The sequence below is a fragment of the Rummeliibacillus sp. GQ308 genome (genome assembly GCF_059759115.1).
Window position 1 is genome coordinate 753,530 of sequence record NZ_JCAXDQ010000001.1, and the last position, 27,000, is coordinate 780,529.

At 39.4% G+C, this 27,000-nt stretch carries 25 protein-coding genes and 1 other annotated feature; all 25 genes read left to right on the forward strand.

From position 1 onward, the window contains the following. Positions 1-5: 5 nt before the first annotated feature. The 25 genes from ftsW (at position 6) to pyrF (ending at position 26,995) form a co-directional block, all read left to right on the forward strand. Positions 6-1,091, forward strand: coding sequence for a putative lipid II flippase FtsW (gene ftsW / locus AC6CHJ_RS03555; protein ID WP_066785205.1), 1,086 nt, complete (start codon positions 6-8; stop codon positions 1,089-1,091). A gap of 22 nt (positions 1,092-1,113) precedes the next feature. After that, positions 1,114-1,869 carry a cell division protein FtsQ/DivIB gene (locus AC6CHJ_RS03560; protein ID WP_249775645.1) on the forward strand — a complete coding sequence of 252 codons (756 nt, stop codon included), beginning with the start codon at positions 1,114-1,116 and terminating at the stop codon, positions 1,867-1,869. Between the two features lie 389 nt (positions 1,870-2,258). Continuing rightward, entirely contained in the window at positions 2,259-3,542 is a 1,284-nt protein-coding gene (gene ftsA / locus AC6CHJ_RS03565) for a cell division protein FtsA (RefSeq protein WP_066785209.1), read from the forward strand. A 51-nt stretch (positions 3,543-3,593) separates the two neighbouring features. After that, the gene (ftsZ, locus tag AC6CHJ_RS03570) at positions 3,594-4,775 is read left to right on the forward strand and encodes a cell division protein FtsZ (RefSeq protein ID WP_147194255.1); all 1,182 of its coding nucleotides are present in this window, start codon (positions 3,594-3,596) and stop codon (positions 4,773-4,775) included. A gap of 170 nt (positions 4,776-4,945) precedes the next feature. After that, a complete protein-coding gene (locus AC6CHJ_RS03575) occupies positions 4,946-5,788 on the forward strand; it encodes a sigma-E processing peptidase SpoIIGA (RefSeq protein ID WP_066785216.1) in 843 nt (280 codons plus the stop codon). Between the two features lie 114 nt (positions 5,789-5,902). Then, a complete protein-coding gene (gene sigE, locus AC6CHJ_RS03580) occupies positions 5,903-6,610 on the forward strand; it encodes an RNA polymerase sporulation sigma factor SigE (protein ID WP_066785219.1) in 708 nt (235 codons plus the stop codon). 93 nt (positions 6,611-6,703) lie between these two features. After that, on the forward strand, positions 6,704-7,486 hold the full coding sequence (gene sigG / locus AC6CHJ_RS03585) for an RNA polymerase sporulation sigma factor SigG (protein WP_066785222.1): 783 nt from the start codon (positions 6,704-6,706) through the stop codon (positions 7,484-7,486). Positions 7,487-7,784: 298 nt separating this feature from the next. After that, on the forward strand, positions 7,785-8,021 hold the full coding sequence (locus tag AC6CHJ_RS03590; protein WP_147194253.1) for a PRC-barrel domain-containing protein: 237 nt from the start codon (positions 7,785-7,787) through the stop codon (positions 8,019-8,021). Between the two features lie 227 nt (positions 8,022-8,248). After that, entirely contained in the window at positions 8,249-8,953 is a 705-nt protein-coding gene (locus AC6CHJ_RS03595) for a YggS family pyridoxal phosphate-dependent enzyme (RefSeq protein ID WP_498287300.1), read from the forward strand. Then, complete coding sequence (locus AC6CHJ_RS03600) at positions 8,937-9,449, forward strand: cell division protein SepF (protein WP_498287301.1); 513 nt, start codon at positions 8,937-8,939, stop codon at positions 9,447-9,449. Before AC6CHJ_RS03595 ends, AC6CHJ_RS03600 begins: the two co-directional genes overlap by 17 nt. Before the next feature lie 16 nt (positions 9,450-9,465). Then, positions 9,466-9,729, forward strand: coding sequence for a YggT family protein (locus tag AC6CHJ_RS03605; RefSeq protein ID WP_066785234.1), 264 nt, complete (start codon positions 9,466-9,468; stop codon positions 9,727-9,729). 95 nt (positions 9,730-9,824) lie between these two features. Continuing rightward, a complete protein-coding gene (locus AC6CHJ_RS03610; RefSeq protein ID WP_147194248.1) occupies positions 9,825-10,613 on the forward strand; it encodes a YlmH family RNA-binding protein in 789 nt (262 codons plus the stop codon). Between the two features lie 89 nt (positions 10,614-10,702). Continuing rightward, the gene (locus AC6CHJ_RS03615; RefSeq protein ID WP_066785239.1) at positions 10,703-11,212 is read left to right on the forward strand and encodes a DivIVA domain-containing protein; all 510 of its coding nucleotides are present in this window, start codon (positions 10,703-10,705) and stop codon (positions 11,210-11,212) included. A gap of 43 nt (positions 11,213-11,255) precedes the next feature. Next, positions 11,256-11,473: a binding site (T-box leader), on the forward strand. Positions 11,474-11,532: 59 nt separating this feature from the next. Further along, complete coding sequence (ileS, locus tag AC6CHJ_RS03620) at positions 11,533-14,304, forward strand: isoleucine--tRNA ligase (RefSeq protein ID WP_498287303.1); 2,772 nt, start codon at positions 11,533-11,535, stop codon at positions 14,302-14,304. Positions 14,305-14,473: 169 nt separating this feature from the next. Then, positions 14,474-14,950 carry a signal peptidase II gene (lspA, locus tag AC6CHJ_RS03625; protein ID WP_066785246.1) on the forward strand — a complete coding sequence of 159 codons (477 nt, stop codon included), beginning with the start codon at positions 14,474-14,476 and terminating at the stop codon, positions 14,948-14,950. Next, positions 14,950-15,861: an RluA family pseudouridine synthase gene (locus AC6CHJ_RS03630; RefSeq protein WP_147194244.1), complete on the forward strand. Its 912-nt coding sequence runs from the start codon at positions 14,950-14,952 to the stop codon at positions 15,859-15,861. The genes lspA and AC6CHJ_RS03630 overlap by 1 nt, the downstream gene beginning before the upstream one ends. Positions 15,862-16,072: 211 nt before the next feature. Further along, the gene (gene pyrR, locus AC6CHJ_RS03635; protein WP_066785252.1) at positions 16,073-16,612 is read left to right on the forward strand and encodes a bifunctional pyr operon transcriptional regulator/uracil phosphoribosyltransferase PyrR; all 540 of its coding nucleotides are present in this window, start codon (positions 16,073-16,075) and stop codon (positions 16,610-16,612) included. A gap of 33 nt (positions 16,613-16,645) precedes the next feature. After that, entirely contained in the window at positions 16,646-17,986 is a 1,341-nt protein-coding gene (locus tag AC6CHJ_RS03640) for a uracil-xanthine permease family protein (RefSeq protein ID WP_498287305.1), read from the forward strand. A 163-nt stretch (positions 17,987-18,149) separates the two neighbouring features. Further along, positions 18,150-19,070 (forward strand): aspartate carbamoyltransferase catalytic subunit, encoded by a 921-nt coding sequence (locus AC6CHJ_RS03645; protein WP_147194240.1) that lies wholly within the window; start codon positions 18,150-18,152, stop codon positions 19,068-19,070. Further along, on the forward strand, positions 19,033-20,313 hold the full coding sequence (pyrC, locus tag AC6CHJ_RS03650; protein WP_392994693.1) for a dihydroorotase: 1,281 nt from the start codon (positions 19,033-19,035) through the stop codon (positions 20,311-20,313). Before AC6CHJ_RS03645 ends, pyrC begins: the two co-directional genes overlap by 38 nt. After that, positions 20,307-21,410, forward strand: a complete 1,104-nt coding sequence (carA, locus tag AC6CHJ_RS03655) for a glutamine-hydrolyzing carbamoyl-phosphate synthase small subunit (protein WP_498287307.1) — start codon at positions 20,307-20,309, stop codon at positions 21,408-21,410. Before pyrC ends, carA begins: the two co-directional genes overlap by 7 nt. Beyond that, the gene (carB, locus tag AC6CHJ_RS03660) at positions 21,403-24,606 is read left to right on the forward strand and encodes a carbamoyl-phosphate synthase large subunit (RefSeq protein ID WP_498287309.1); all 3,204 of its coding nucleotides are present in this window, start codon (positions 21,403-21,405) and stop codon (positions 24,604-24,606) included. Before carA ends, carB begins: the two co-directional genes overlap by 8 nt. Next, positions 24,603-25,379, forward strand: a complete 777-nt coding sequence (locus AC6CHJ_RS03665) for a dihydroorotate dehydrogenase electron transfer subunit (protein WP_147194233.1) — start codon at positions 24,603-24,605, stop codon at positions 25,377-25,379. Before carB ends, AC6CHJ_RS03665 begins: the two co-directional genes overlap by 4 nt. Next, complete coding sequence (locus tag AC6CHJ_RS03670) at positions 25,376-26,287, forward strand: dihydroorotate dehydrogenase (RefSeq protein ID WP_249775654.1); 912 nt, start codon at positions 25,376-25,378, stop codon at positions 26,285-26,287. Before AC6CHJ_RS03665 ends, AC6CHJ_RS03670 begins: the two co-directional genes overlap by 4 nt. Next, positions 26,288-26,995 (forward strand): orotidine-5'-phosphate decarboxylase, encoded by a 708-nt coding sequence (gene pyrF, locus AC6CHJ_RS03675; RefSeq protein ID WP_498287311.1) that lies wholly within the window; start codon positions 26,288-26,290, stop codon positions 26,993-26,995. The last annotated feature ends 5 nt before the right edge of the window (positions 26,996-27,000 follow it).

The window sequence follows — 27,000 nt, forward strand, 5'->3', positions numbered from 1 at the left end:
GAAGGATGCCTTGCCTGTTACAGCGTGAACGTTTATGGTTAATCATTGCCGCGTTATTTCTAACTGCCTCTGGCATTGTTTTTGTATATTCGGCAGGTTCGTACTGGGGTAAAATCCATTATGGCCAAACAGCGCCGTTCTTAGTAAAGCAACTCATCTATTTAGCGATCGCTTTAACCGTTTTCTATGCTTGCGGTCGTTATAAAGGACTTCAGCTAGAAAAAACATGGACACTATTTTATTGGTTATCATTACTGTTACTAGTAGCAGTTTTAATTCCAGGGATTGGTGTTGTCCGGAATGGATCCCAGAGCTGGATTGCGCTTGGACCACTGAGTCTTCAACCTTCGGAATTAACGAAGATTGCTACAATCATTAAGTTGAGTTTTATCCTGTCTAAACAAAAGGCAACTGCATCTAAAATTCATTGGAAACATTTTCTTTATCTGTTTTTGCCAGTGGCACTTATAATGGTACAGCCAGATTTTGGATCTGCATTTATTTTAATTGTATCTGTCTTCTTGTTATTCTTTATCGCAGGATATCCATTCCGGTTTTATGTTTTCTTAATTATTGCAGGCGTCGCAGGGCTAGTTGGATTGATCCTATCAGCACCGTATCGGTTAAAAAGAATCGAGGCTTTTTTGGATCCGTGGTCAGATCCTTTAGGTAGCGGATTTCAAGCGATTCAGTCATTAATGGCTATAGGACCGGCAGGATTATATGGCTTTGGTTTTGGCAATAGCCGCCAAAAGTATTTATACTTACCTGAACCCCAAAATGATTTTATATTCTCCATTATTACAGAAGAAATGGGTTTTCTGGGGGCAGCGACAATTATTTGTGCTTTTGGGTTGCTGATTTATGCAGGCTTAAGATTAGCTTACAAGTCGAGTCTCAAAGTTTCGCTGTATAGCATAGCTACATTAATAGGAATGATTGGATTTCAAGCATTCCTAAACATTGGTGTAGTATCAGGTTTATTGCCCGTTACTGGTGTCACATTGCCATTTATCAGTTATGGAGGAACATCTCTTGTGGTAACATGGATTGCGATTGGCATCATATGGAACTTTTCGAGGGAAGACTAATTTATAGAAGGGAGTGGTCAGTATGGATAAAGTAATTGATATTGAAGAACGAATTCCAACATTAAGAGAACGCCGAAAAAAAAGAACAAACCGACGATTTATCATACTTATAGTTATATTCTTAATTACCTTACTGACTCTTCTATATTTTCAATCGCCATATAGCCATATTGGAAGAATAAAAGTAGAAGGTAACCATTTACAAAGTAAAGACTATTACATAAAGCATAGTGGTTTAAAAAAGGGTAATTCTTTATGGGATTTTAAAAGTAGCAAAATTGAAGGGCTTATAAAAAGTAAGCAAATAGTAAAAAGTGTTGAGGTCAAAAGAAGCTGGCTCAATACTGTTACACTTTCCATTAAAGAGCATAAAGATGTAGCTTTCTTAAAAGAAAATGATCAATACAGTTTAGTTCTTGATAATGGACAAACCCTTCGTTTAAGTAAACTACCAACAAGGTTGGATATGCCAATACTTGTTGGTTTTGAAAATAAAAAAACCCGGGTCAAGATGATTCGTCAGTTAAAACAATTGAGTAGTGAATTAACTGCATTGATATCACAAGTAAATCTAATACCAAACGACTCAAATCCCTATGCTATTCAAATGTTTATGAATGATGGTTTTGAAGTGAGGGGATCTATTTCATCTCTTGCTTCCAAGCTAAAATTTTATCCATCCATCATTTCTCAAATTAAACATAAAGATAAAGGCGTTATTGATTTAGAAGTGGGTACATTCTATCGATCTTATCGTGATGAATACAGCAAAAAATAGAAATACAGTACAAGCATTTGGTTAATTCAGTGTTTTTATCTAAAAATTACATTATTTCTATTATTATCAGTTTTAAATAGTTTACAAATGTAGTAATCTTAGCTTAAGCATTAATTAATTGAAAAAAGTTTTATTTTTTTCTTCCCTATATTTTATTGCAATAGTAGATTTATATAAAATGGGTAATTGCCGAAAACCTCTTTTTATAGGTGAAGAGTTTCCTATTATGTGAATGGGGAATTAAAGTGTATGGTGTATGAATCCGTTTTATATAGTAAAAAAAACAGGTGAATAGAAGGATTTTCGTATGTCAATCATGAATTTATTTAGACAAGTTTAACATTTTACAATAGAATAATCATAAGAGTTATTGAAGGAGGTGCCACAGTTTGAGTCATTCAGAATTATATGTTTCACTAGATATTGGTTCTTCTTCTGTAAAAGTGCTAATTGGAGAAGTTAATGATGAGACTGTGCATGTAATAGGTGTAGGTAATGTCAAATCGGTAGGTATCCGAAGAGGAAGCATTGTAGATATAGATGCTACAGTCCAATCTATTAAAAAAGCAGTAGATCAAGCTGAAAGAATGGTAGGAATGACTATCAATAAAGTCATTTTAGGTATTCCAGCAAACCAAGTACAATTACATGCTGTTAAAGGCGTTGTGGCAGTAAATAGCGAAAACCGAGAAATCACAGATTTAGATTTGGATCGTGTGATGGAATCAGCACAACTGATGTCTATCCCGCCAGATCGAGAATTAATCAACATTGTACCAACTCAGTATATTGTTGATGGCTTAGATGGAATTAAGGATCCAAGAGGTATGATCGGAATCCGTTTAGAAATGGACGGAACAATGATTACCACATCTAAAACAGTCTTGCACAATGTACTGCGTTGCGTTGAAAAGGCTGGTTTAGAGATTCAACAAATTTATTTGCAGCCATTAGCATCTGGTGAATTTGCACTTACTGAGGATGAGCGCAACAGAGGTACCGCTTTTGTTGATATCGGCGGCGGTTCTACAACTATTGCTGTATTTGAAGAAGGACATTTTACTGGAACAGCCATGATCCCTGTTGGCGGCGATCATCTGACGAAGGATTTATCAATCGTTTTGAAAACACCAACAGAACAAGCAGAAAAGATTAAGCGTGAATATGGTCATGCTTATTATGATGATGCTTCTGATGATGAATTGTTTGAAGTACCAGTTATAGGTGCAGATACAAAAGAACAGTATAGTCAAAGATACATATCCGAAATTATAGGTGTAAGACTAGAAGAACTTTTCGATTTAATTATAGATGAATTGTATCGGATGGGGATTCAAGACTTGCCGGGTGGTGTTGTTTTGACTGGCGGTGTTGCGAAATTAGAAGGCCTTCCTCAATTAGCACGCCATGTATTGCAGACAAGTGTAAAGATTTATACACCTGATTATATAGGAGTAAGAGAACCTGAATATACGTCCGCTGTAAATTTAATTCGCTATGCGTATAAGGAATCGCAATTCAACCATGAGGTAAGCGATAATAATCCGCTAGGCAATGTGCCATATGACACTCATGTAGAACAGCCCAAAAAACAAGCATCCTATGAAACGGAAGAACATAGAGATGGTGTACTTACAAAAGTAAAAGGGTTCTTTAATAAATTCTTAGAATAATATATAGGCGATTTTCCCTACACACTAATAGCTGAACTAGGAGGAATTAGGATGTTAGAATTTGAAACAAATGACGATTCACTAGCTGTAATTAAAGTGATCGGTGTTGGCGGCGGCGGTAACAATGCAGTCAACCGAATGATTGAACATGGAGTGCAAGGGGTAGAATTTATCGCCGTGAATACAGATGCACAGGCATTAAAACTATCAAATGCAGAAGTTAAATTGCAAATTGGTGCGAAATCTACTCGCGGACTTGGCGCAGGTGCTAACCCAGAAGTAGGAAAAAAAGCAGCAGAGGAAAGTAAAGAACAAATTGAAGAAGCACTTAGCGGTGCGGATATGGTATTTGTTACTGCCGGCATGGGCGGCGGTACAGGTACAGGCGCAGCTCCTGTTATTGCCCAAATCGCTCGTGATATTGGCGCATTAACAGTTGGCGTTGTTACACGTCCATTCTCTTTTGAAGGGAAAAAACGTCAAAAACAAGCTGTTTCCGGTACATCCTCGATGAAAGAAGCAGTTGATACGTTAATTGTTATTCCAAATGATCGCTTGTTAGAAATTGTTGATAAAAATACGCCAATGCTTGAAGCTTTCCGTGAAGCGGATAATGTACTTCGTCAAGGTGTCCAAGGGATTTCAGATTTAATCGCTGTCCCTGGTTTAATCAACTTAGACTTTGCCGATGTCAAAACAATCATGTCCAATAAAGGCTCTGCTTTAATGGGTATTGGTATCGCATCAGGCGAAACGCGCGCTGTAGAAGCTGCGAAAAAAGCAATTTCAAGTCCATTGCTTGAAACATCTATTCATGGGGCGAAGGGTGTCCTAATGAATATGACAGGCGGATCTAATTTAAGCTTATACGAAGTACAAGAAGCGGCAGATATCGTTTCATCTGCTTCTGATGAAGATGTAAACATTATCTTCGGTGCTGTCATTAATGATAACTTAAAAGACGAAATCGTTGTGACAGTCATTGCAACAGAGTTTACAGAAGATGAAGTACAACAATTTGAAGGCCGTAATACAAACCGAGGCGGTATGAGTGCACCACGTCAACAACAACCAATGCAGCAAATGCCAAATCGTGAAGTACGTTCGGAAGAAATGGCGAACACAATGAAAGAGGCGCCAAGACAACAACAAAACACTTCTTACCAATCAAATAATCAAGAAGAAGGTCTAGATATTCCAACGTTCTTGCGTAATCGCAATAGACGTCGTTAAATAAAAAACTGTAGGCAAACATGAAATCCCTCGTGTTTGCCTACAGTTTTTTTATGCTGAAATTAAAAAAATGCCCCTTTATGTCGGAAATTTCACCTGTTTACCTTTCACCCTTTGACAATTTTTGAAATCTGTCTATGGTATGTTGTTAATAGGCGGGAGGTGGTGAATTGTATGGTGAGGTATTAATATTAATAAACGCCATTTTTAATTACGTTATTCTTTCTTTTACCAACTCAATCTGTTATATGGGAAAAAAGAAAATAAGATTAATGGGAAGCGCATTATTTGCTGGTGCATGGATTGTCATATTTGGTCACCAGTTTCTCATGATGGTCGTCGCATTTTTACTCATGATGATTCTTGCCTTTGGATTTCATATTCGCCAACTTTGGAAAACTGCTCTGATGTGTTTCATTGCTGCATTATTTGCAGGAGGCCTTTTTACAGCCCTTGAGCCATTATTAATTGGACGTTCAGTTATTATACTGATGCTAATAGCAGGAGTTGTTGCCTCATTTAGTTTATTTATTTTAAAAAGCCGGTTATTTGCCTTTACGGGAGATCGCCTTCAACAGCAACTTGTCCAATGGTGTAAAGTTCAATTAGGCGAGATAGATGTTTCTTTAAAATGTTTTATTGACACTGGCAATACGACTGTTGAACCATTATCAGGACGTCCTGTTCATTTTGTGCGTTATCAAGCTATCGAACAATCAATGCCTGAACACTTAAAAATTGCATTGCATAATTGGGATGTTAACGATCCATATAATTTAGATATGTTTCCAAATGAATATAAAAAGAAAGTTGCAGTCATTCCGATTACAACTGTTCAAGAGAAGAAAACATATAGTCTTGCGCTTAAATACGACCAGTGGCAAATAATAAAAGGCAAGCATCACTCCATCGCTCCGGGCTTTTTAATCATAACTCTGCAAAATACTCATTTTCCACAAGAGACAGATGCAATCTTACACTTCACTGCCTTATCGAGAGTTGGCAGTATTTAATGCAAACTACAACTCTTCAGCATAGCTATAGCAGATTTCAATGTATTAAAAAAAGAAGAAGCTTGAATAAAGTTTCACCATATACTTCAATCTTACGAACGGGAGGGCATTTAAATGTTTTTACGATTATGGCGTTGGCTAACAGAAGTAATTGCTAGGTTTAGAGCGACGGGGACATTTTATATTGGCAGTCATGAATCATTGCCGACACCCTTAAAGAAAGAAGAAGAACAGGAAATGATTTTGGCTTTTAAAAATGGCGATATGCATGCAAGAGATGTGTTAATTGAGCATAATTTAAGACTTGTTGTATATATTGCAAGAAGATTCGATAATGCGAAAACCCCTATTGAGGATTTAATTAGCATTGGTTCAATCGGCCTTATTAAAGCAATTGAAACATTTAATGCTGATAAAAAAATTAAATTAGCTACATATGCCTCAAGGTGTATAGAAAATGAAATCTTGATGCATTTGCGAAAAACAAGCCGTATGAAAGGTGAAGTGTCTTTAGATGAACCGTTAAATTCAGATGGAGATGGAAATGAATTATTGTTATCTGATATTTTAGGCACAGAAGAAAACCTAATTACAGATGACGTAGAAAAGAAAATCGAACGTCAATATATGTTTCACGCCATTCAAAAATTAGAGGAAAGAGAACGATATATTATGGAATGTCGTTTTGGCTTAGCAGGAAAAGAAGAGATGACGCAAAAGGAAGTAGCGGATCATTTAGGCATTTCTCAATCCTACATTTCTCGTTTAGAGAAAAAAATCATTCATGAATTGCGTACGCATTTAAATCAATTAACGTCTTAACGGTTGAAATTGGTAAGAAAAATCACGCATATAATTATCCCGGACGGACACACTTAATTTACTAACAGTGATTAAGCATCCGGGAGGCAGATTATGCGAACAAAAGTTGAAATTTGTGGTGTTGATACATCCACTTTACCTGTATTGAAGCATGAAGAAATGCGGGAGTTGTTTGTCGCATTGCAAAGTGGTCAGGAAGAAGTAAGAGAACAACTTGTGATGGGGAATTTACGGTTAGTGTTAAGCATTGTCGGCCGATTTGCATATCGAGGGGAACAGGCTGATGATTTGTTTCAAGTAGGCTGTATTGGGCTATTAAAGTCAATCGACCACTTTGACCTCTCACATAATGTACGATTTTCAACATATGCAGTACCTATGATTATCGGTGAAATTAGAAGACACTTAAGAGACCACCATCCGGTACGCGTATCCAGATCTTTACGAGATATTGCTTATAAAGCAATGCAAGCAAAGGAACAGTTCCTAACAGAAGAATTACGGGAGCCTACCTTAACTGATCTGGCTCGTATGACAGGTTTACCCCAAGAAGACATATTGTTTGCACTTGATGCTATCCAAGAACCCATGTCTCTTCATGAGCCGATTTATTCTGATGGAGGAGATCCAGTTTATATGATGGATCAATTAAAGGATCAAAGTGTTTCGGAAGATCGCTGGCTAACCTATGTTTCAATTAAAGAAGAAGTTCAGAAATTGGATAAAAGACAACAAAATATTCTCTCAAAACGATATTATTATGGTCATACTCAAACAGAAATAGCTAAAGATCTAGGCATCTCTCAAGCCCAAATCTCTAGGCTAGAAAAAAGCGCGCTAAAAACCATTCAAGAGCATGCAAGCGAAAAGAATTGATTGCTAAGATGCAATGCTTCCATCAGTGAATTAGAAAACGTTCCTTGCTGATGGAGCGTTCCTATTGTTCATGTATAAAGATTCATCTTGCAACTAGGCGGACTGGTGCCACTACATTTTTTGTGTTGAGGAATACAGGTGCCCATACAAGATAAAATTATAAGAAGCATCCATATCAAGAATGGTGCTTCTTTTTCATATATATATACATATAGGAGTTAATCTTTTCATGCAGATTCAACAGACATTCTGAATAGTATGCATGAACCCGCTCTTAATATAAAAAGGGGGAAACTGAATGCGTTTTTCGGATATTCAACGAAAAGAGATTATTGCGGCAAATAGTGGACGGTTTTTAGGATATGTTGAAGATGCAGTTGTCCAAAAAGACACAGGGTATGTTGAAGCGTTTGTCGTGGCAGAACCTAAAAAATTCATTTCTTTCAATTCAGGGCATAAAGAAGCTTTAAAAATACCAATAAAGGATATAGTAGTGGTAGGGAAGGATGTCATCCTAGTTAAAGGATTAGATTGAAGAATTCGGCTATTCATTGATAATTACCAAAAGGCTTGATACAATAGGGTAAAGTTAAATTTCAAGCGGTGCTTGCTTTAAAACTCTACCTGCTTGGAAGTGGAATCATATTGGGATTTGAGAACAATATCTCTATCCTAATTTACTCTTTATTTATAATAAAATTTTGATGTGAAAATAAAAATCCCTAATTGGGATACAAGATTTTTTGAAAAGTCGAGGCTAACATGAACTCAATAATAAATAATTTACATGATATCCAAAAAAGAATTGAAGATGCTTGCAAAAAGGCTGGCAGAAAACTTAGCGATATTTCGATAATTGCTGTTACAAAGCAAGTTTCAACAGCTCGGACCAAAGAGGCAATAAAGGCAGGGCTGACCCATTTAGGAGAAAATCGTCCTGAGGGTTTATTAGATAAGCAGGTTGAGATTAAAAATAATGCAACATGGCATTATATTGGTTCTTTGCAAACTAGAAAAGTCCGTAAAGTAATCAATCAGATTGATTACTTACATTCCCTTGACCGCATTAGCCTAGCTGAGGAAATAGATAAACGTGCAGCTTCTAATGTCAATTGTTTTGTGCAGGTGAATGTATCTGGTGAGGATTCCAAACATGGTTTAACGCCAGAGGAAGTTTTGCCTTTTATAGAGCAACTATCAATATTCCCTCATATTCGCGTTGTCGGTTTAATGACAATGGCACCTAATACTGAAAATCAAGCAATTATTCGCAGTGTATTCAAATCATTAAAAAATTTACAGTTAGAGATTGCTAGTAAAGGATATAGCTATGCACCATGCACCGAACTTTCAATGGGAATGTCGAATGATTATGAGATTGCCATTGAAGAGGGAGCGACATTTGTCCGTATTGGCACAGCTCTAGTTGGGACGAAAGAAGGGACTCTTAATGAAGGTGAAGGATAAAATCAAAAACTTTTTCTATTTAGAAGAGGAAGAAGAATACGTAGAAGAACAGACTGTACGCAAAGAACCGATACGCCAGCAAGCTGTGCCGCAACAACAAGCAAGACAGCAACAAGTACAGCCACCAATCGTTAATAGACCTGCTGCTGTTAAGAAGCAGTCTATGAAAGAACGTCAAAAACAAGTTGATTATCCGTCAAATGTCCCAAACCTCGTTAGTATTACACAAAAAACTTCTAAGCTCGTGTTATCAGAGCCGCGAGTCTACTCAGAGGCGCAAGATATAGCTGACAATCTAAAGAATAAGCGGGCAGTGGTTGTAAACCTGCAAAGGATTGAACGCGATCAGGGTATGAGAATTATCGATTTTATCAGCGGAACGATTTTTGCCCTTGGCGGAGATATTAAAAAGATCGGCAAAGATATATTCTTATGTACGCCTGATAACATGGAAGTGGACGGAAATATATCAGAATACTTATATGACGATCAATAGAGGAGAATAATTGTTCATGCTACCATTTACAATAGTGAAGGTTTTTTTTGAGTTCTATTCCATTGCATTAATTATCTATATTTTGATGTCTTGGATTCCTTCAGCGTATGAGTCAGCTGTAGGAAGATTTTTAGCTAAAATATGTGATCCTTATCTGGATTTCTTTAGAAAGTTCATACCACCAATTGGCATGATTGATGTATCACCGATTGTGGCGCTAATTGCTTTAAATTTAATTCAAACAGGCATATTTTATGTACTTAGCTATATAGTGTTTTAAAAAAGAGCCCCTTAAAAGGGCTCTCTTTTACAAGTTGCCACCACCCGAGTGTGGGGCTTTTTTGTTAGATAAGAAATTAAAAGGGAGACACTACAATGGAAGATGTATTTCAACATTTCAGGCCATCGGAGAGAGCCTTTATCGAACAAGTAATCGGGTGGAAAAAAGAAGTGGAGGATCAGTATGCGCCAAAGCTAACCGATTTTTTAGATCCACGCATGAGTCAGATTGTCCACAATATTATTGGGAAGAATGGCGATATACAAGTTTCTATGGCTGGTTTATTTGATGGAGCGGAGCGACAAAGAGCTCTCATTTATCCAGATTACTTTTTACCGTCAGAAGAAGATTTCAACCTAGTTATTTGTCAACTTAGCTATCCTTCGAAATTTGTTCATTTAAAACATCCAGATGTACTGGGCGCCTTATTATCGATTGGACTTGAGCGCTCTAAGTTTGGCGACATACGTGTGGGCTCAGAAACTGTTCAATTTGTTGTGGCCAAAGAAGTGTTTGAATATGTGAGGCTTAATCTGATTAGCGTTGGCCAAGCTAAAGTAGAAGTGGGGCAATTGCCTACGTCTGATACTTTATTGCCTCCTGATGCCGATTGGAAAGAGCAGTCAACAACAACAAGTTCTTTACGTTTAGATACTGTCATAGCTTCGGTTTATCCAATATCGCGCCAGAAAGCAGCTGCGTTCATCAATGGTGGGAAAGTAAAAGTGAATTTTGCCCTATGTGAACAAGTTTCTTTCGAATTGCAAGAATCCGATTTGATATCCATAAGAGGACTCGGCCGCTTTATCATTCAATCAATCGAAGGTAAGACAAAAAAAGATAAATACCGCATGAAAGTAGGGAAAATGGACCGAAAATCGTAATTTTCTTATAAAAATGCAGAATTTGAGTGAACTTCCAAATAGAGAAATGTATAATAATGAGTAAATGTAGTTAAGGAGAGGTGCAAATCATGCCATTATCGCCACTTGATATACATAATAAAGAATTTAGTCGCGGCTTTAGAGGATATAATGAAGATGAAGTAAATGAGTTTCTAGAACAAGTTATTAAAGATTATGAAATAGTGCTAAAAGAAAAAAAGGAGCTTGAGAATAAACTTCTTTCAAGTAACGAACAGATTGGGCACTATAACTCAATTGAAGAAACGTTGCAAAAGTCAATTGTCATTGCACAGGAAGCAGCAGAAGAAGTCCGTCGAAACTCTCAAAAAGAAGCAAAGCTAATTGTCAAAGAAGCTGAAAAAAACGCGGATCGTATAGTCAATGAAGCCCTTTCCAAAGCTCGCCGCATCGCAATGGAAATCGAAGAATTGAAAAAGCAATCAAAAGTCTTCCGCAATCGTTTCAAAATGATTGTCGAAGCTCAATTGGATTTAATTCAATCAGATGATTGGGATCATTTAATGGAATATGAAGTGGATACCGCAGAATTAGAGCATTTGGACCTGCCACAGGATTAGTACTTGACTGGAAGCGTCCATTTTAACTATAATGTCATCATATATAAAAGTAATGATGGAGAGAGTACTTTATAAGTGCCGTCTAGCGATTTAGGGATAGTGGAAGCCTAAACGAAACGCTTATAAAAGAAAATCACTCCTGAACTAGATTGTTGAAAGGGAAGTAGGCAATCTCGTCAACACCGCGTTAAGGTGTCTTAAGCGGCGCTTTTACAGCGCAACTAGGGTGGTACCGCGAGAAATCTCCTCCTCGTCCCTTTTTGGGATGAGGAGTTTTTTTATTTTAAAAATGAGTTTCAAGTAGTCAAGGAGGAATAAAAATGGATTATAAAAATACCCTGTTAATGCCAAAAACAGATTTCCCTATGCGCGGAAATCTACCAAACAATGAGCCGAAAATTCAAGATAAGTGGAAGGATATGGACATCTATACAAAAGTTCTAGAACGTACGAAGGATCGCCCAGCATTCATCTTGCATGACGGCCCTCCTTATGCAAATGGTGATATTCATATGGGCCATGCGCTCAATAAAGTATTAAAGGACATGGTAAATCGCCATCGTTCTATGACTGGGCACTATTCACCATACGTACCGGGCTGGGATACTCACGGACTTCCAATTGAGCAAGCTTTAACAAATAAAGGCGTTGACCGCAAGAAAATGACTGTAGCGGAATTCCGTGAACTTTGTAAAGAGTATGCATACGAACAAGTAGAACGCCAACGTGAACAATTTAAACGCATTGGAGTTCGCGGTGATTGGGAAAACCCATATATCACTTTGAAACCGGAATTCGAAGCGCGTCAAATTGGCGTGTTTGGCGATATGGCTAAAAAAGGCTATATCTATAAAGGATTAAAACCAGTGTATTGGTCTCCTTCAAGTGAATCTGCTTTAGCAGAAGCAGAAATCGAATATAAAGATATTAAATCTCCTTCTATTTATGTTGCTTTTGATGTTTTAGATGGAAAAGGTGTAGTAAATGCAGGGGAAAAATTCATTATTTGGACGACAACACCTTGGACGATTCCTGCGAACCTTGGTATTTCTGTAAATCCTGAATATACGTATGTAGTTGTAAAAGAGAATGGTCAAAAATACATTATTGCGAAAGGATTGCTTGAAGCGGTAGCTGAGAAGCTAGGCTGGGAAAATCCTGAAATCGATCGTGAAATCAAAGGGACGGACCTTGAAAATGTAACGGCGAAACATCCTCTATTTGATCGTGAATCACTTGTTATGCTGGGCGACCATGTAACGCTTGATGCTGGTACTGGTTGTGTTCATACAGCACCTGGCCATGGTGAAGATGACTATCAAGTCGGTAAGCGTTACGGACTGGAAACTTTATCAGTTGTAGATCATAAAGGCTGCTTAACAGAAGATGCGGGCGAGTTTGCTGGTATGTTTTACGATAAAGCCAACAAACCGATCTGCGAAAAATTGGATGAGGCTGGCGCGTTATTGAATCTTACATTCTTTGAACACTCATATCCGCACGATTGGCGTACAAAAAAACCTGTTATTTTCCGTGCTACACCACAATGGTTTGCATCTATTGATAAATTCCGTCCAGAGTTGCTTCAAGCTATCCGTGACACGAATTTTACGCCGGTATGGGGTGAAACTCGCCTGTACAACATGATTCGCGACCGCGGAGACTGGTGTATTTCACGTCAGCGTGCATGGGGCGTGCCAATTCCAGTCTTCTATGCAGAGAACGGGGAAGAAATTATCACTGAAGAAACCATCTCACACGTACAAAAATTATTCCGTGAGCATGGCTCAAATATTTGGTTCCAAAAAACAGCGAAAGAATTGCTACCAGAAGGATTCACGCATGAGGGATCGCCAAATAGAGAATTCACGAAAGAGACAGACATTATGGATGTATGGTTCGACTCTGGTTCATCTCACCAAGGTGTATTAGTTGAACGACCTGAACTACGTTATCCTGCAGACTTGTATTTAGAAGGCTCTGACCAATATCGCGGTTGGTTTAACTCTTCTCTTATCACTTCTGTAGCTATCAATGGCCATGCGCCGTACAAAGGATTGCTTTCACACGGCTTTGTACTTGATGGAGATGGAAGAAAAATGAGTAAATCGCTTGGCAATATCATTGCGCCAAGTAAAGTGATGAACCAATACGGAGCAGATATTTTACGTCTATGGGTAGCTTCTGTTGACTATACAGCAGACGTGCGTATTTCGATGGATATGTTGAAACAAGTGTCAGAAGTATATCGTAAAATCCGTAATACATTAAAGTTCTTACACGGTAATTTACACGACTTTAATCCAGAACAAGACTATGTATCGTATGAAAATTTACGTGAAGTCGATCAATATATGTACATGGAGCTACAAAAGCTGATTCAAACAGTACGTGATGCATACGATCGTTATGAATTTGCGACTGTTTATAAAGCAATCAACAACTTTGTAGCAGCAGAGCTAAGTTCATTCTATTTGGATATTGCAAAGGATGTTGTATATATCGAGGGTGCAGATGCTCAGCCGCGCCGTGCAATGCAAGCCGTGATGTATGATACATTAAATGCGTTATTGAAATTATTAACGCCAATCATTCCGCATACAACAGATGAGATGTGGTCTTATCTAAGCTATGCAGATGCTGAAAGCGTCCAATTGACAGATATGCCTGATGCTGTTCAAAAAGAGAATTTCGAACAACTATCAGAAAAATGGACTTCTATTATGGCGATTCGAAACACAGTATTAAAAGCATTAGAAGAAGCTCGTAATGCGAAAACAATCGGGAAATCATTAGAAGCAAAAGTAACAGTCTTCGGTGATGAACAAACAGTTACTCTTTTACAGGATCCACAAATCAATTTTGCTCAGTTGAACATTGTATCAGAATTTGTTGTAGGCGGAGTTGTTGATAACGCACCTGCAGATGCAGTGAAAGTTGAAAATGTTGCTGTTGTAGTCGAAAAAGCAGAAGGTGAAAAATGTGAACGCTGCTGGACGATTTCAAAAACAGTTGGTGAAAATCCTGCTCATCCAACACTTTGTGCACATTGTGCAGAAGTAGTGGAGAATTACTATAGCGAAGCTGAATAATAGCAATAAACAAAAAGCCGTTTACGAAATGTGAGCGGCTTTTTGCATTTAATCATTGTCATGAATCAAGCAATATAAGGATTTTTGACTTGAATGTATGGTGTGTTTTTCTCTTGCGTGTATTATATGATAGAATAGGTTAGATTCGGCAGTAAACGGAGGGTTTGCCATGTACAAATATTATGGTATAGCGATTTTGGTCATTATACTTGATCAGTTGTCAAAATGGAGCATTGTGGAGAATATGAAATATGGAGAGAGCATCTCGCTAATAGATCCTTATTTTGGGCTATACTCCCATCGTAATCGCGGAGCAGCATGGGGAATGCTGCAAGGACAATTTTGGTTATTTGCATTAGTCACCATTATTGTGATTTTGGGCATCATTTATTATTATCACAAAGAAGGAAAGGGAAAACCACTGTTCCAAGTGAGTTTGATGTTGCTGCTGGGCGGAGCAATTGGCAATTTTATTGACCGAGTATTCCGAGGAGAAGTAGTCGATTTTGTACATGTGATCATCCCAGTGATTAATTATGATTTCCCTATATTTAATATTGCAGATGCAGCGTTAACATTTGGTGTTATTATGCTCATACTATATATAATCTTCGAAGGAAAAATAGAAAAGAAAAAGGTGAAGTAATGTCAGTCACATATACGATAACAAATGAAATGCAAGGTGAACGTATTGATAAAGCCCTTGCATCAATTCAACAAGATTGGTCACGTACTCAAATTCAAGGTTTTGTACAAGAGGGCCTGGTAGTTGTAAACGGAAGTCCCATCAAAGCCAAATATAAAGTCCAGGAGGGTGACGAAATCACAGTAACACCGCCTGAACCTGAACCTTTAGAAATTATCGCAGAAGATCTTAATTTAGACATTGTTTATGAAGATAGTGATGTGCTAGTAGTTAACAAACCAAAAGGTATGGTCGTCCACCCTGCACCAGGACATACGACAGGGACTTTGGTGAATGGTCTGATGTACCATTGCAAAGATCTTTCAGGCATAAATGGTGTGATGCGCCCAGGAATCGTACATCGAATTGATAAAGATACGTCTGGCTTATTGATGGTGGCCAAAAATGATAAGGCGCATGAATCACTTGTTCAACAATTGGTTGATAAAACAGTAACGCGCCGATATACTGCGCTTGTACATGGACATATTCCTCATGATAAAGGTACGATTGACGCACCAATTGGACGAGATCAAAAAGACCGCCAAAAGATGGCAGTTGTCGATCAAGGAAAACACGCAGTTACACACTTCCAAGTAGCTGATCGATTTGGTGTTGACTATACGTTAATCCAATGCCGACTTGAAACTGGAAGAACACATCAAATTCGTGTGCATTTGAATTATATTGGTTACCCGTTAGTAGGCGATCCAAAATACGGACCAAAGAAAACGATTGATTTCGGCGGACAAGCGTTGCATGCAGGCATTTTAGGTTTTATTCATCCCATAACAAAAGAGTATATGGAATTCCAAGCACCTCTGCCTGAGGATTATCAAGAACTCTTGAAAGAATTAAAAAGCAACTATTGACATCGTCAATGTGAGGGCATATACTAATTGCAGTGAAAAGTTAATATTCACCTTTAAGAACAGTCCAGAGAGGCTGAAAAGGGATGCGATGAATGTGAAGTTCGTATGCAGTAACTGCTTACTTGACAATCTATCAGTATACCTATAACCTCTTGGGCCATTCGCTCAAGAGTTTTTTTATGCAAAGAATTTCAACGAAAGGAGAACCATAATGAAGAAAAAAGCAGAACTATTAGATCAAGCTGCAATGAATAGGGCGATTACCCGTATTGCACATGAAATTATTGAACGCAATGAAGGGATCGATGAATGTATCCTTGTTGGAATTAAAACGAGAGGCGCATTTTTGGCCAAACGATTAGCTGAAAAAATTAACTTAATTGAGAAAAAAGAAATTCGTTCTGGTGAATTAGACATTTCCTTATATCGCGATGATCTAACAGTTAAAACAGATAATGGCGAAGCCTTAGTGAAAGACGTTGACATAACGTATGATGTATCAAATCAAAAAGTCATCTTAGTAGATGATGTTCTATATACAGGACGTACAGTACGAGCAGCAATGGATGCCGTGATGGATATTGGCAGACCATCACAAATCCAATTGGCGGTTTTAGTAGACCGCGGCCATAGAGAATTGCCGATACGAGCAGACTTCGTAGGTAAAAATATTCCTACGGCTAGCAATGAAAGAATTGAAGTCAACATGGTAGAAGCTGATCAAACAGACGTAGTAGCTATTTACGAATAACAGTAGTTTTCTTAGAATGTGAGGAATATTGAGATGTCAAATGCAGTATTGGATATTAACGACAAACCTTCGGGAGGACAGTTAGTTACACTTAGTTTGCAGCATATGTTTGCAATGTTTGGTTCAACTATCCTTGTCCCAACATTAACAGGCTTGTCACCAGCCATCGCTTTATTAACAAGTGGAATAGCAACAATTATATTCTTGCTTGTAACACGCTTTAAAGTACCGGCTTATCTAGGATCATCATTTGCCTTTATAGCGCCGATCCAAGTAGCATCAGCAACAGGAGACGGACCTGGTAGTGCGATGATCGGTGCAATGGCGGTAGGGCTTGTATATGGGATTGTATCCTTATTAATTTGGAAAACAGGATACAAGTGGATTATGAAATTATTGCCGCCTATCGTAGTAGCGCCTGTCATCATGGTCATTGGTTTAGGGCTTGCAGGAACTGCTGTCCATATGACGATGTACGAAACAGTGGGAGACAACAAAGAAGTGTATAGCGCAGCTTACTTTGTTATCGGTTTGATCACGCTAGCTATTTCAATCCTATGCAATAACTTCTTTAAAGGTGTTATTAGCACTATGCCGATACTTATCGGATTGATTGGCGGTTATATTGCTTCACTGATCTCAGATGCGGTGTTTAATACCCACCTCATTAACTTTAGTAAGGTAGTAGAAGCAAAATGGTTTAAAACGCCAGACTTCCTGATACCTGGAGTTGATTATGAATTCCATGTCACATCTACATTGCTGCTGGCAATGGTGCCGATTGTCATTGTGACAATCTCCGAACATATCGGGCATCAGCTTGTTTTAGGAAAAGTAGTTCACCGCAATTTTATTAAAGACCCTGGTTTAAACCGGTCCTTGCTTGGTGATGGACTAGGCACACTCATCAGTTCATTGATTGGTGGTCCACCTAAAACGACTTATGGTGAAAATATCGGTGTCCTTGTATTAACACGTATCTTCAGCGTATGGGTGATTGGTGGTGCGGCAGTATTCGCCATCCTCCTTTCATTCTCAGGTAAACTAATGGCACTTGTTGGTACGATTCCTACTCCAGTTCTTGGTGGTGTATCAATCCTGCTCTTCGGGATTATTGCTTCAAGCGGTTTGCGCATGCTTGTCGAGAATAAGATTGATTTTGATGATAAGCGTAATCTTGTGATTGCATCGGTCATCTTGATCTTAGGAATTGGCGGAGCAAAGCTAGCATTTACCAAAACGTTTTCCATTGAAGGCATGGCTCTAGCAGCAATCATTGGTGTTCTTCTAAACTTTATACTACCAGGTAAAGCTCAGCCAGATGTTGAGATGGAAAGAGAAGAGATGGAAATGAAAGAAAGTTCAATTGAATAATTTGTAGCAGTACCTTTTAAGGGTTGTCCAGAGAGGCACAGAAGGGTGATTCGATACGATAAGCATGCATAAAGTATACAAGCTTATTTTGTCATATCCTTCAAAAGCCTCCTTGAAATTCCAAGGAGGCTTTTAGTTTAATACAAAACTAGGAGGCAAAATGATGAAAAACTTATTATCGATGGAGCAAGTATCAATACAACAAATTGAGGATATTTTAACACGAGCAGCTGAGCTTGAGGCAGGAGCCAAACCACAGCTTGCACAGAATGCAATGGTTGCCAACCTCTTCTTTGAACCAAGTACAAGAACAAAGGTAAGTTTTGAAATTGCCGAGCGCAAACTAGGTGCCACAGTGATACCTTTTGAATCAGGTTTCTCAAGCACACTGAAAGGTGAAACGCTTTACGATACAGTGAAAACATTAGAATCTATGGGAATCGACGCAGTTGTCATTCGCCATAACCAAGATGCTTACTATGAAGACCTGTTGCCGGGAATTAATATACCAATCATCAATGGTGGAGACGGAACCGGACAACATCCATCACAATCTCTACTCGATCTCTATACTATCTTTAAAGAGTTTGGCCGATTCAAGGGCTTAAATATCACAATAGTAGGAGACATCTCACATAGCCGCGTAGCAAAATCCAATATGATTTCACTTAAAAGATTAGGCGCAAACGTACAATTAGTTTGCCCAGAACAATGGCAAGGAGAATTCCCAGAGGCGAATAATGAATGGGGCGATCTTCATAAAACAAGTGATGTGATTATGCTGCTACGTGTCCAAAACGAACGAAATGTTACATATGAAGGATACAGCACGGAAAACTATCATCAACAATACGGCTTGACAGTAGAAAGAGAAAGTATGATGAAAAACAATGCGATTATTATGCACCCTGCTCCTTTCAACCGCGGAGTAGAAATTGATTCCGACCTAGTAGAGTGTGAACGTTCACGAATTTTCGAAGCGGTAAATAACGGAGTTTACATTCGAATGGCAATCTTAGAAACTATCTTAAAGGAGAGAAAATACAATGACAGTGTTACTTCAAAATTTGCAGTTAGTAGATAAGAACGGAAATCTTTATGCAGGAGAAATATTCGTTGAGGATGGGAAGATTGCAGCAGTCGGCGAGAAATTAAATGTGCAGGCAGATGAAATAATAGATGGGAAAGGATATATGGCATCACCTGGTTTTGTGGATGTCCACGTACATTTGAGAGAACCAGGCTTCGAACATAAGGAAACCATTGAAACAGGTTCTCTTTCAGCCGCAAAGGGTGGGTTTACGACCATTTGTGCGATGCCAAATACCAAGCCAGTTCCGGACTCAGTTGAGAATTTAGCGTTGATTAATGGATTAATTGAGCAGAGCGCGATCGTGCGTGTTCTGCCTTATGGTTCATTAACTGTTGATCAATCGGGTGATGCTCGCACAGATTTAAAGGCGCTGAAGGCACACGGAGCTGTTGCTTTTTCAGATGATGGAGTAGGCATACAAGAAGCGAGAACGATGTATGAACAAATGAAGGATGCAGCTGCTCTCAATATGACTGTAGTTGCACATTGTGAAGATAACTCATTAATTTATGATGGAGTAATGCATGAAGGTAAACGCAATTTAGAATTAGGATTGCCTGGTATTCCTTCTATTTGCGAGTCTGTCCAAATTGCACGAGATGTATTGCTTGCTGAGGCTGCAGGCGCGCATTACCATGTATGCCATGTATCCACAAAAGAATCTGTACGCGTAGTGCGGGATGCCAAAGCAGCAGGAATCCACGTAACAGCGGAAGTTTGTCCGCATCACCTACTTTTAGAAGAGATGGATATTCCAAGCGATGATGCTAACTGGAAGATGAATCCGCCACTTCGTGCTAACGAGGATTGGCTGGCTCTACATGAAGGACTACTAGACGGCACCATCGATTGTATAGCAACGGACCATGCGCCTCATACAAAAGAAGAAAAATGTTGTGGCATGGTAGGAGCTCCATTTGGAATTGTGGGCTTCGAAACAGCATTTCCTCTTTTATACACACAATTTGTGAAAACAGGAAAATGGACATTGCGCCAGTTGATTGACTGGATGACCGTAAAACCAGCTCAACTATTCAACTTGCCATATGGCACACTTGGAATCGGTGAATCAGCGGATCTAGTCTTAATTGATATCGAAAATGAGAAAACAATCGATGCAGAAGAGTTTCTGTCTAAAGGAAGAAACACCCCGTTTAACGGCTGGAAAGCAACAGGCTGGCCAATGCTTACAATGTGTGAAGGCAAAATTGTTTGGGAGGATGGATCATGCTAAAAAGAAAACTGATCTTAGAATCGGGCGAAGTTTTTGAAGGCATTGCTTTCGGCAGTGAAACAGAATCAGCTGGTGAAGTCGTGTTTACAACAGGAATGACCGGCTACCAAGAAACGATTTCAGATCCATCTTTTTGCGGACAGATTGTGACCATGACTTACCCTTTAATTGGCAACTACGGGATTAATCGAGATGACTTTGAAGCCATCTCGCCTGCAATCAAAGGTTTTGTTATCCACGAATTGGCAACAGTACCTTCAAACTTTCGCAATGAAGGAACATTGGATGAATACCTAAAAATGAAAGGCATTCCAGGTATCCAAGGGATTGATACAAGAAAACTGACACGCCTGATTCGTAAGGAAGGTGCTGTCAAAGGCTATCTTTCAAAAGCTGGAGAAGAAATCAATCTAGAGGAAATAATAGAATGGCTTAACGCTGTAAAGTTTCCAACGAATCAAGTTGCACAAGTTTCAACACAAAAGGCGTATCCATCTATTGGTCGCGGTAAACGTGTCGTGTTAATCGATTTTGGAATGAAGCACGGGATACTGCGAGAGCTAAATAAGCGAGATTGTGATGTGATAGTTGTACCTTATAACACAAGTGCAGAAGAAATAATGACCTATCAGCCAGATGGAATCATGCTGTCTAATGGTCCTGGAGACCCAATGGATGTTCCTGAAGCTATCGAGACGATCAAAGTACTAATCGGTAAGGTACCAATGTTCGGTATTTGCTTGGGTCATCAGCTTTTCGGACTTGCCTCTGGAGCTAAGTCATTTAAGTTGAAATTTGGTCATCGAGGTGCAAATCATCCTGTCAAAGATTTAAGGACGGGACGGACAGAACTTACATCGCAAAACCATGGATTCGCAATTGATATGGATTCACTTCAAGGCACAGACTTAGAAATAACGCATATCGCATTAAATGACGGCACATGCGAAGGGATGCGCCACAAAAAACACCCAGTATTCACCGTGCAATATCATCCAGAAGCTTCACCTGGTCCAGAAGATCCCAACCACCTGTTTGACGAATTTATCGAGCTAATGAACAACAGTACGAGAGAGGAGCAATTGCAACATGCCTAAACGCCATGACATTCAATCCATCCTAGTAATCGGTTCAGGTCCTATTATTATCGGTCAAGCTGCAGAATTTGACTATGCAGGTACACAAGCTTGCTTGGCATTAAAAGAAGAGGGGTATAAAGTAATCCTCATCAACTCCAACCCGGCAACAATAATGACGGACACAGAGATTGCTGACACTGTTTACATCGAACCTATTTCGTTAGAGTTCGTATCACGCATCCTGCGTAAAGAACGTCCAGATGCAATTCTGCCGACGCTCGGTGGGCAGACCGGTTTGAATATGGCAATTGAATTGCATAAGTCAGGCATATTAGATGAACTTAGCATAGAAATTTTAGGGACAAAGTTAGACGCAATCAACCAAGCGGAAGACCGCGATCTATTTCGCAGTCTTATGCAAGAGCTTGGTGTTCCAACGCCCGAATCAGAAATCGTACATACATTAGAAGAAGCTAACACATTTGCCAGCCGTATAGGTTATCCCATTATTGTTCGCCCCGCCTTTACATTAGGTGGTACAGGCGGCGGCATCTGCCATGATGAGCAGGAATTGAAAGAAACTGTAGCGTCAGGCCTAAAATATTCACCTGTTACACAGTGCCTGCTTGAAAAATCGATTGCAGGATACAAAGAAATTGAATATGAAGTGATGCGTGATTCAAAGGACAATGCCATCGTTGTTTGCAACATGGAAAATGTGGATCCTGTCGGCATACATACAGGAGATTCAATCGTTGTAGCACCTTCCCAAACATTATCGGACCGTGAGTACCATATGCTCCGAAATGTATCGCTGAAAATTATCCGTGCACTCGGTATTGAAGGTGGTTGCAATGTTCAGTTAGCACTAGATCCATACAGTTTCAATTACTACATTATTGAGGTTAATCCTCGAGTTTCTAGATCATCAGCTCTTGCTTCTAAAGCAACAGGATATCCTATTGCAAAACTGGCGGCAAAAATTGCAGTTGGATTAACTCTCGATGAGATGATTAATCCTGTGACAGGTAGAACATATGCGTGCTTTGAGCCAGCACTAGATTATATCGTGGCAAAAATTCCGCGCTTTCCTTTCGATAAATTTGAAACAGCTAAGCGAAACTTAGGGACTCAAATGAAAGCAACTGGAGAAGTTATGGCAATTGGTCGCACCTTTGAAGAAGCCATTTTAAAAGCTGTGCGTTCATTGGAGACAGGCCAAAAACATATAGAGTTAAAAAATGCAGATGATTTAACGGGTGAACTGATCGAAAAGCGGATAACAAAAGCAGGAGACGAGCGGTTATTCTTTATAGGTGAAGCTTTAAGACGTGGCATAACAATCGAGCAAATTCATGATTGGAGCAAGATCGATCTTTTCTTCCTTCATAAATTGAAAAATATCATTGACTATGAAAAAGTGATAAAAGATAACCCGCAAAATGATGAAGTGCTCAAAAAAGCTAAAACAATAGGTTTTGCAGATGAAATAATTGCAAGGCTCTGGGGCATGACAGAGAGAGAAGTATATGATTACCGAAAAGAAAACCGTATTCTACCGGTCTATAAGATGGTAGATACATGCGCGGCAGAGTTCGAATCAGAAACACCCTACTTCTATGGGACATACGGTTCTGAGAATGAATCAATACGGTCAAACCGTGAATCTGTCATCGTACTCGGTTCAGGACCCATCCGCATTGGACAGGGTGTGGAATTCGATTATGCAACTGTGCACTCGGTGTGGGCAATACAAGAAGCAGGATATGAAGCAATCATTATAAATTCAAACCCGGAAACCGTATCAACAGACTTTTCGGTCTCAGATAAACTATACTTTGAGCCGCTAACGATTGAGGATGTCATGCACATTATTAATCTAGAACAGCCACTAGGGGTGGTAGTCCAATTTGGGGGCCAAACGGCAATTAATCTTGCAGAGCAATTAGAAGAGAGAGGCGTGAAGATACTAGGTACAACACTCGATTCGATTGACAGAGCAGAATCACGAGACCGTTTTGAGGAAGCACTGCATGAATTAGGAATTCCTCAACCAAAAGGGAAAACAGCAACAAATTCGCATGAGGCTGTAGCCATTGCAGAGGAAATAGGGTACCCAGTCCTTGTGCGTCCATCTTATGTGCTTGGTGGTAGAGCGATGGAAATAGTGTACAACAGCAAAGAACTAAAGCATTATATGGAAAATGCTGTTGAAGCTTCACCAGAACATCCTGTATTGATTGATAGATATCTGACGGGAAGCGAGATTGAAGTAGACGCCATTTGTGACGGAGAAAACGTGCTCATTCCAGGCATCATGGAACATATTGAACGTGCTGGAGTGCATTCAGGAGATTCGATTGCCGTTTATCCGCCGCAAAACTTAGCCCAAAAGCATATTGATACATTAGTAGATTACACGACACGTTTAGCAAAAGGTTTGGGGATCAAAGGCTTAATGAATATCCAATATGTCATTTCTAAAGATGTGGTCTATGTAATTGAAGTTAACCCACGTGCATCAAGAACAGTTCCTTTCTTGAGCAAGATTACAAATATCCCTATGGCCAATGTTGCGACAAAAGCAATCCTAGGAGAGTCGATTATTGAGCAAGGTTATAAAGCAGGGCTTGCACCTTCTAAAATTGGTGTGTTTGTAAAAGTGCCGGTGTTTAGCTTTGCAAAACTTCGTCGTGTCGATACCACATTAGGACCTGAAATGAAATCTACAGGCGAGGTAATGGGGAAAGACAGCACATTAGAAAAAGCGTTATATAAAGGCTTTGTAGCAGCAGGAATGAAAATAGCCGATCATGGTTCCGTCTTGATGACTGTGGCGGATAAAGATAAAGCAGAGGCGGTAGAACTGGCTGAACGATTTATGAAAGTAGGTTACTCAATCCTTGCCACACCAGGGACAGCAAAGACGCTGGAAAGTGCAGGGATTCAATCAATCGTTGTGGATAAAATCGGATCAAGCGAGAAAACGTTGCTTCATGTCATCCAAAATGGAGAGGCTCAGTTAGTCATTAATACACTGACAAAAGGAAAACAGCCTGAGCGAGACGGTTTTAGAATACGCCGTGAAGCAGTAGAAAATGGTATACCTAGCTTTACATCACTAGATACAGCAGCAGCTATTCTCCAAGTCATAGAATCTATGACTTTTACAGCAACAGCAATGCCAAAAGCAGAGTTAGAGGTGTCCTTATGATTCAACAAGAAAAAATGAAAGTCATTCATCATCGATCTATAGCAACAAATATTTATGAGCTGGTCTTGCATGGCCAGCTTGTAAATGAAATGAAAAACCCTGGACAATTTGTGCATATTCGAGTGTCAGATAGTTATGAACCTCTGCTCAGAAGGCCAATTAGCATCTGTTCAATTGACCAAGAAAACTTAGAATGTACATTGCTATACCGTGCAGGAGGAAGAGGAACGCAGCTGCTCTCTTTAAAGCAGCCAGGCGATATGGTGGACGTGCTAGGACCATTAGGAAATGGATTCCCACTAGATGCCAGCAACTCTGGTGAAACGGCATTACTAATCGGGGGAGGTATCGGTGTGCCACCGCTCTATGAATTGGCATCTAGATTACAGCAAAAAGGGGTACGCACGATCCATGTCCTTGGTTTCCAGTCAATCGGTGATGTTTTTTATGAAGAACAATTTAAGGCTCTTGGTGAAACACATATTGTTACAGCGGATGGAAGCTACGGCTCAAAAGGGTTTGTAACAGATTTATTAATGCAAGAGAAACCTGAATTTGACGTTTTCTATAGTTGCGGCCCTACGCCAATGCTAAAAGCAATTGAACAAACGTATCCTGATAAATTAGGATTTCTATCTTTCGAAGAGCGTATGGGATGTGGAATTGGTGCTTGCTATGCCTGCGTGTGCGAAACAACTGACGCTGTGTCGCAAGATTATTTAAAAGTATGCAGCGATGGACCCGTTTTTAAGAGAGGAGTTGTAGCACTATGAACCGCCTTCAAATAGAACTTCCAGGTTTATCATTGAAAAACCCGATCATTCCAGCTTCCGGGTGCTTTGGCTTTGGCCAAGAGTTTGCGAATTTATACGATTTATCAACATTAGGTGCAATTATGATTAAAGCGACGACGCTGGAGACTAGAAGAGGAAATCCTACGCCGCGTGTAGCTGAAACATCATCAGGTATGCTGAATGCTATTGGTCTTCAAAACCCTGGGTTAGAGCATGTGCTGGAGCATGAACTTCCATGGCTTGAACAATTTGATGTGCCCATTATTGCGAATGTTGCTGGCACAGAAATGACCGATTATGTAGCGGTTGCAGAAAGAATATCAACCGCCAACAATGTGAAGGCGCTTGAACTAAATATCTCTTGCCCCAATGTAAAATGTGGAGGTATTCAATTCGGCACTGATGCCAAAACAGCAGGTGAGTTGACTGCAGCCGTAAAGGCTGTTTCTGAAGTCCCTGTTTATGTTAAGCTTTCACCTAATGTCACGAATATAGTTGAGATTGCCAAAGAAGTAGAGGCAAGTGGGGCAGATGGAATTACAATGATTAATACACTAGTTGGTATGCGCCTACACCCTTCAACTGGCAAGCCTATTATTGCAAATGGTACAGGTGGACTTTCGGGCCCAGCCGTGAAGCCTGTGGCGATTCGAATGGTTTATGAAGTCAGTAAAGAAATTTCGATTCCGATTATTGGCATGGGTGGCGTAACAAACGCTGAGGATGTTATTGATTTTCTATCAGCCGGAGCGAGTGCTGTCGGAGTAGGAACAGCAAACTTTGTGGACCCATTTGTTTGTCCAAAAATAATCGAAGAGCTTCCTCAAAAACTAGATGAGATAGGATACAGCAAACTAACAGATTTGATTGGAAGGAGCCATCGTTAAATGACAGATAAGCCTATTATTGCCTTAGACTTCCCAGGGGAAGAAGACGTTTTTGCCTTTTTAGAACAATATAATGAACCTCTATACGTAAAAATAGGTCTAGAACTTTTTTTACAAGAAGGTAGTTCAATCATAAAAAAAATAAAAGATTTAGGACATGAAATTTTTCTAGATTTAAAATTGCACGATATACCAAACACAGTTAAATCAGCTATGCGCGGGTTAGCAAGATTAGGTGTTGATATGGTAAATGTACATGCTGCAGGCGGTAGTGAGATGATGAAAGCAGCACTTGAGGGGTTGCAAGAAGGAACTCCAGTTGGAAAAAAGAGACCTCTACTAATCGCTGTTACGCAACTTACTTCTACAACGGAAGAAGAAATGCAAAAAGAGCAAAAGATCATGACAACACTTGAGGAATCAGTATTGAATTATGCACTTCTAACAAAAGATGCAGGCCTTGATGGTGTTGTTTGCTCTGTTTTGGAAGCAAAGGCAATCGAAGAAGCTTGCGGCAAAGAATTTTTAAAAGTCACACCTGGTATTCGTTTAGAAGGCGGCGAAGCGCATGACCAAAAACGTATTGCCACACCAGCAGTTGCAAGAGAAAAAGGCTCGACACATATTGTCGTAGGCAGAGCGATTACGCAAAGTGTTGATTCAGTAGAAAGCTATCATACGGTTTTAGAGCAATGGGGAGGACAATAATATGA

What these genes read in the sequence shown, in the direction of transcription:
- AC6CHJ_RS03605 (WP_066785234.1), top strand. Translation starts at nt 9,466, where the DNA reads ATGCTACCATTTACAATAGTGAAGGTTTTTTTTGAGTTCTATTCCATT.
- carA (WP_498287307.1), top strand. Translation starts at nt 20,307, where the DNA reads ATGCTAAAAAGAAAACTGATCTTAGAATCGGGCGAAGTTTTTGAAGGC.
- AC6CHJ_RS03645 (WP_147194240.1), top strand. Translation starts at nt 18,150, where the DNA reads ATGAAAAACTTATTATCGATGGAGCAAGTATCAATACAACAAATTGAG.
- AC6CHJ_RS03630 (WP_147194244.1), top strand. Translation starts at nt 14,950, where the DNA reads ATGTCAGTCACATATACGATAACAAATGAAATGCAAGGTGAACGTATT.
- AC6CHJ_RS03640 (WP_498287305.1), top strand. Translation starts at nt 16,646, where the DNA reads ATGTCAAATGCAGTATTGGATATTAACGACAAACCTTCGGGAGGACAG.
- sigE (WP_066785219.1), top strand. Translation starts at nt 5,903, where the DNA reads ATGTTTTTACGATTATGGCGTTGGCTAACAGAAGTAATTGCTAGGTTT.
- sigG (WP_066785222.1), top strand. Translation starts at nt 6,704, where the DNA reads ATGCGAACAAAAGTTGAAATTTGTGGTGTTGATACATCCACTTTACCT.
- carB (WP_498287309.1), top strand. Translation starts at nt 21,403, where the DNA reads ATGCCTAAACGCCATGACATTCAATCCATCCTAGTAATCGGTTCAGGT.
- AC6CHJ_RS03595 (WP_498287300.1), top strand. Translation starts at nt 8,249, where the DNA reads ATGAACTCAATAATAAATAATTTACATGATATCCAAAAAAGAATTGAA.
- AC6CHJ_RS03590 (WP_147194253.1), top strand. Translation starts at nt 7,785, where the DNA reads ATGCGTTTTTCGGATATTCAACGAAAAGAGATTATTGCGGCAAATAGT.
- pyrF (WP_498287311.1), top strand. Translation starts at nt 26,288, where the DNA reads ATGACAGATAAGCCTATTATTGCCTTAGACTTCCCAGGGGAAGAAGAC.
- AC6CHJ_RS03670 (WP_249775654.1), top strand. Translation starts at nt 25,376, where the DNA reads ATGAACCGCCTTCAAATAGAACTTCCAGGTTTATCATTGAAAAACCCG.
- pyrR (WP_066785252.1), top strand. Translation starts at nt 16,073, where the DNA reads ATGAAGAAAAAAGCAGAACTATTAGATCAAGCTGCAATGAATAGGGCG.
- ftsZ (WP_147194255.1), top strand. Translation starts at nt 3,594, where the DNA reads ATGTTAGAATTTGAAACAAATGACGATTCACTAGCTGTAATTAAAGTG.
- AC6CHJ_RS03665 (WP_147194233.1), top strand. Translation starts at nt 24,603, where the DNA reads ATGATTCAACAAGAAAAAATGAAAGTCATTCATCATCGATCTATAGCA.
- AC6CHJ_RS03615 (WP_066785239.1), top strand. Translation starts at nt 10,703, where the DNA reads ATGCCATTATCGCCACTTGATATACATAATAAAGAATTTAGTCGCGGC.
- lspA (WP_066785246.1), top strand. Translation starts at nt 14,474, where the DNA reads ATGTACAAATATTATGGTATAGCGATTTTGGTCATTATACTTGATCAG.
- ileS (WP_498287303.1), top strand. Translation starts at nt 11,533, where the DNA reads ATGGATTATAAAAATACCCTGTTAATGCCAAAAACAGATTTCCCTATG.
- AC6CHJ_RS03610 (WP_147194248.1), top strand. Translation starts at nt 9,825, where the DNA reads ATGGAAGATGTATTTCAACATTTCAGGCCATCGGAGAGAGCCTTTATC.
- ftsW (WP_066785205.1), top strand. Translation starts at nt 6, where the DNA reads ATGCCTTGCCTGTTACAGCGTGAACGTTTATGGTTAATCATTGCCGCG.
- AC6CHJ_RS03560 (WP_249775645.1), top strand. Translation starts at nt 1,114, where the DNA reads ATGGATAAAGTAATTGATATTGAAGAACGAATTCCAACATTAAGAGAA.
- pyrC (WP_392994693.1), top strand. Translation starts at nt 19,033, where the DNA reads ATGACAGTGTTACTTCAAAATTTGCAGTTAGTAGATAAGAACGGAAAT.
- AC6CHJ_RS03600 (WP_498287301.1), top strand. Translation starts at nt 8,937, where the DNA reads ATGAAGGTGAAGGATAAAATCAAAAACTTTTTCTATTTAGAAGAGGAA.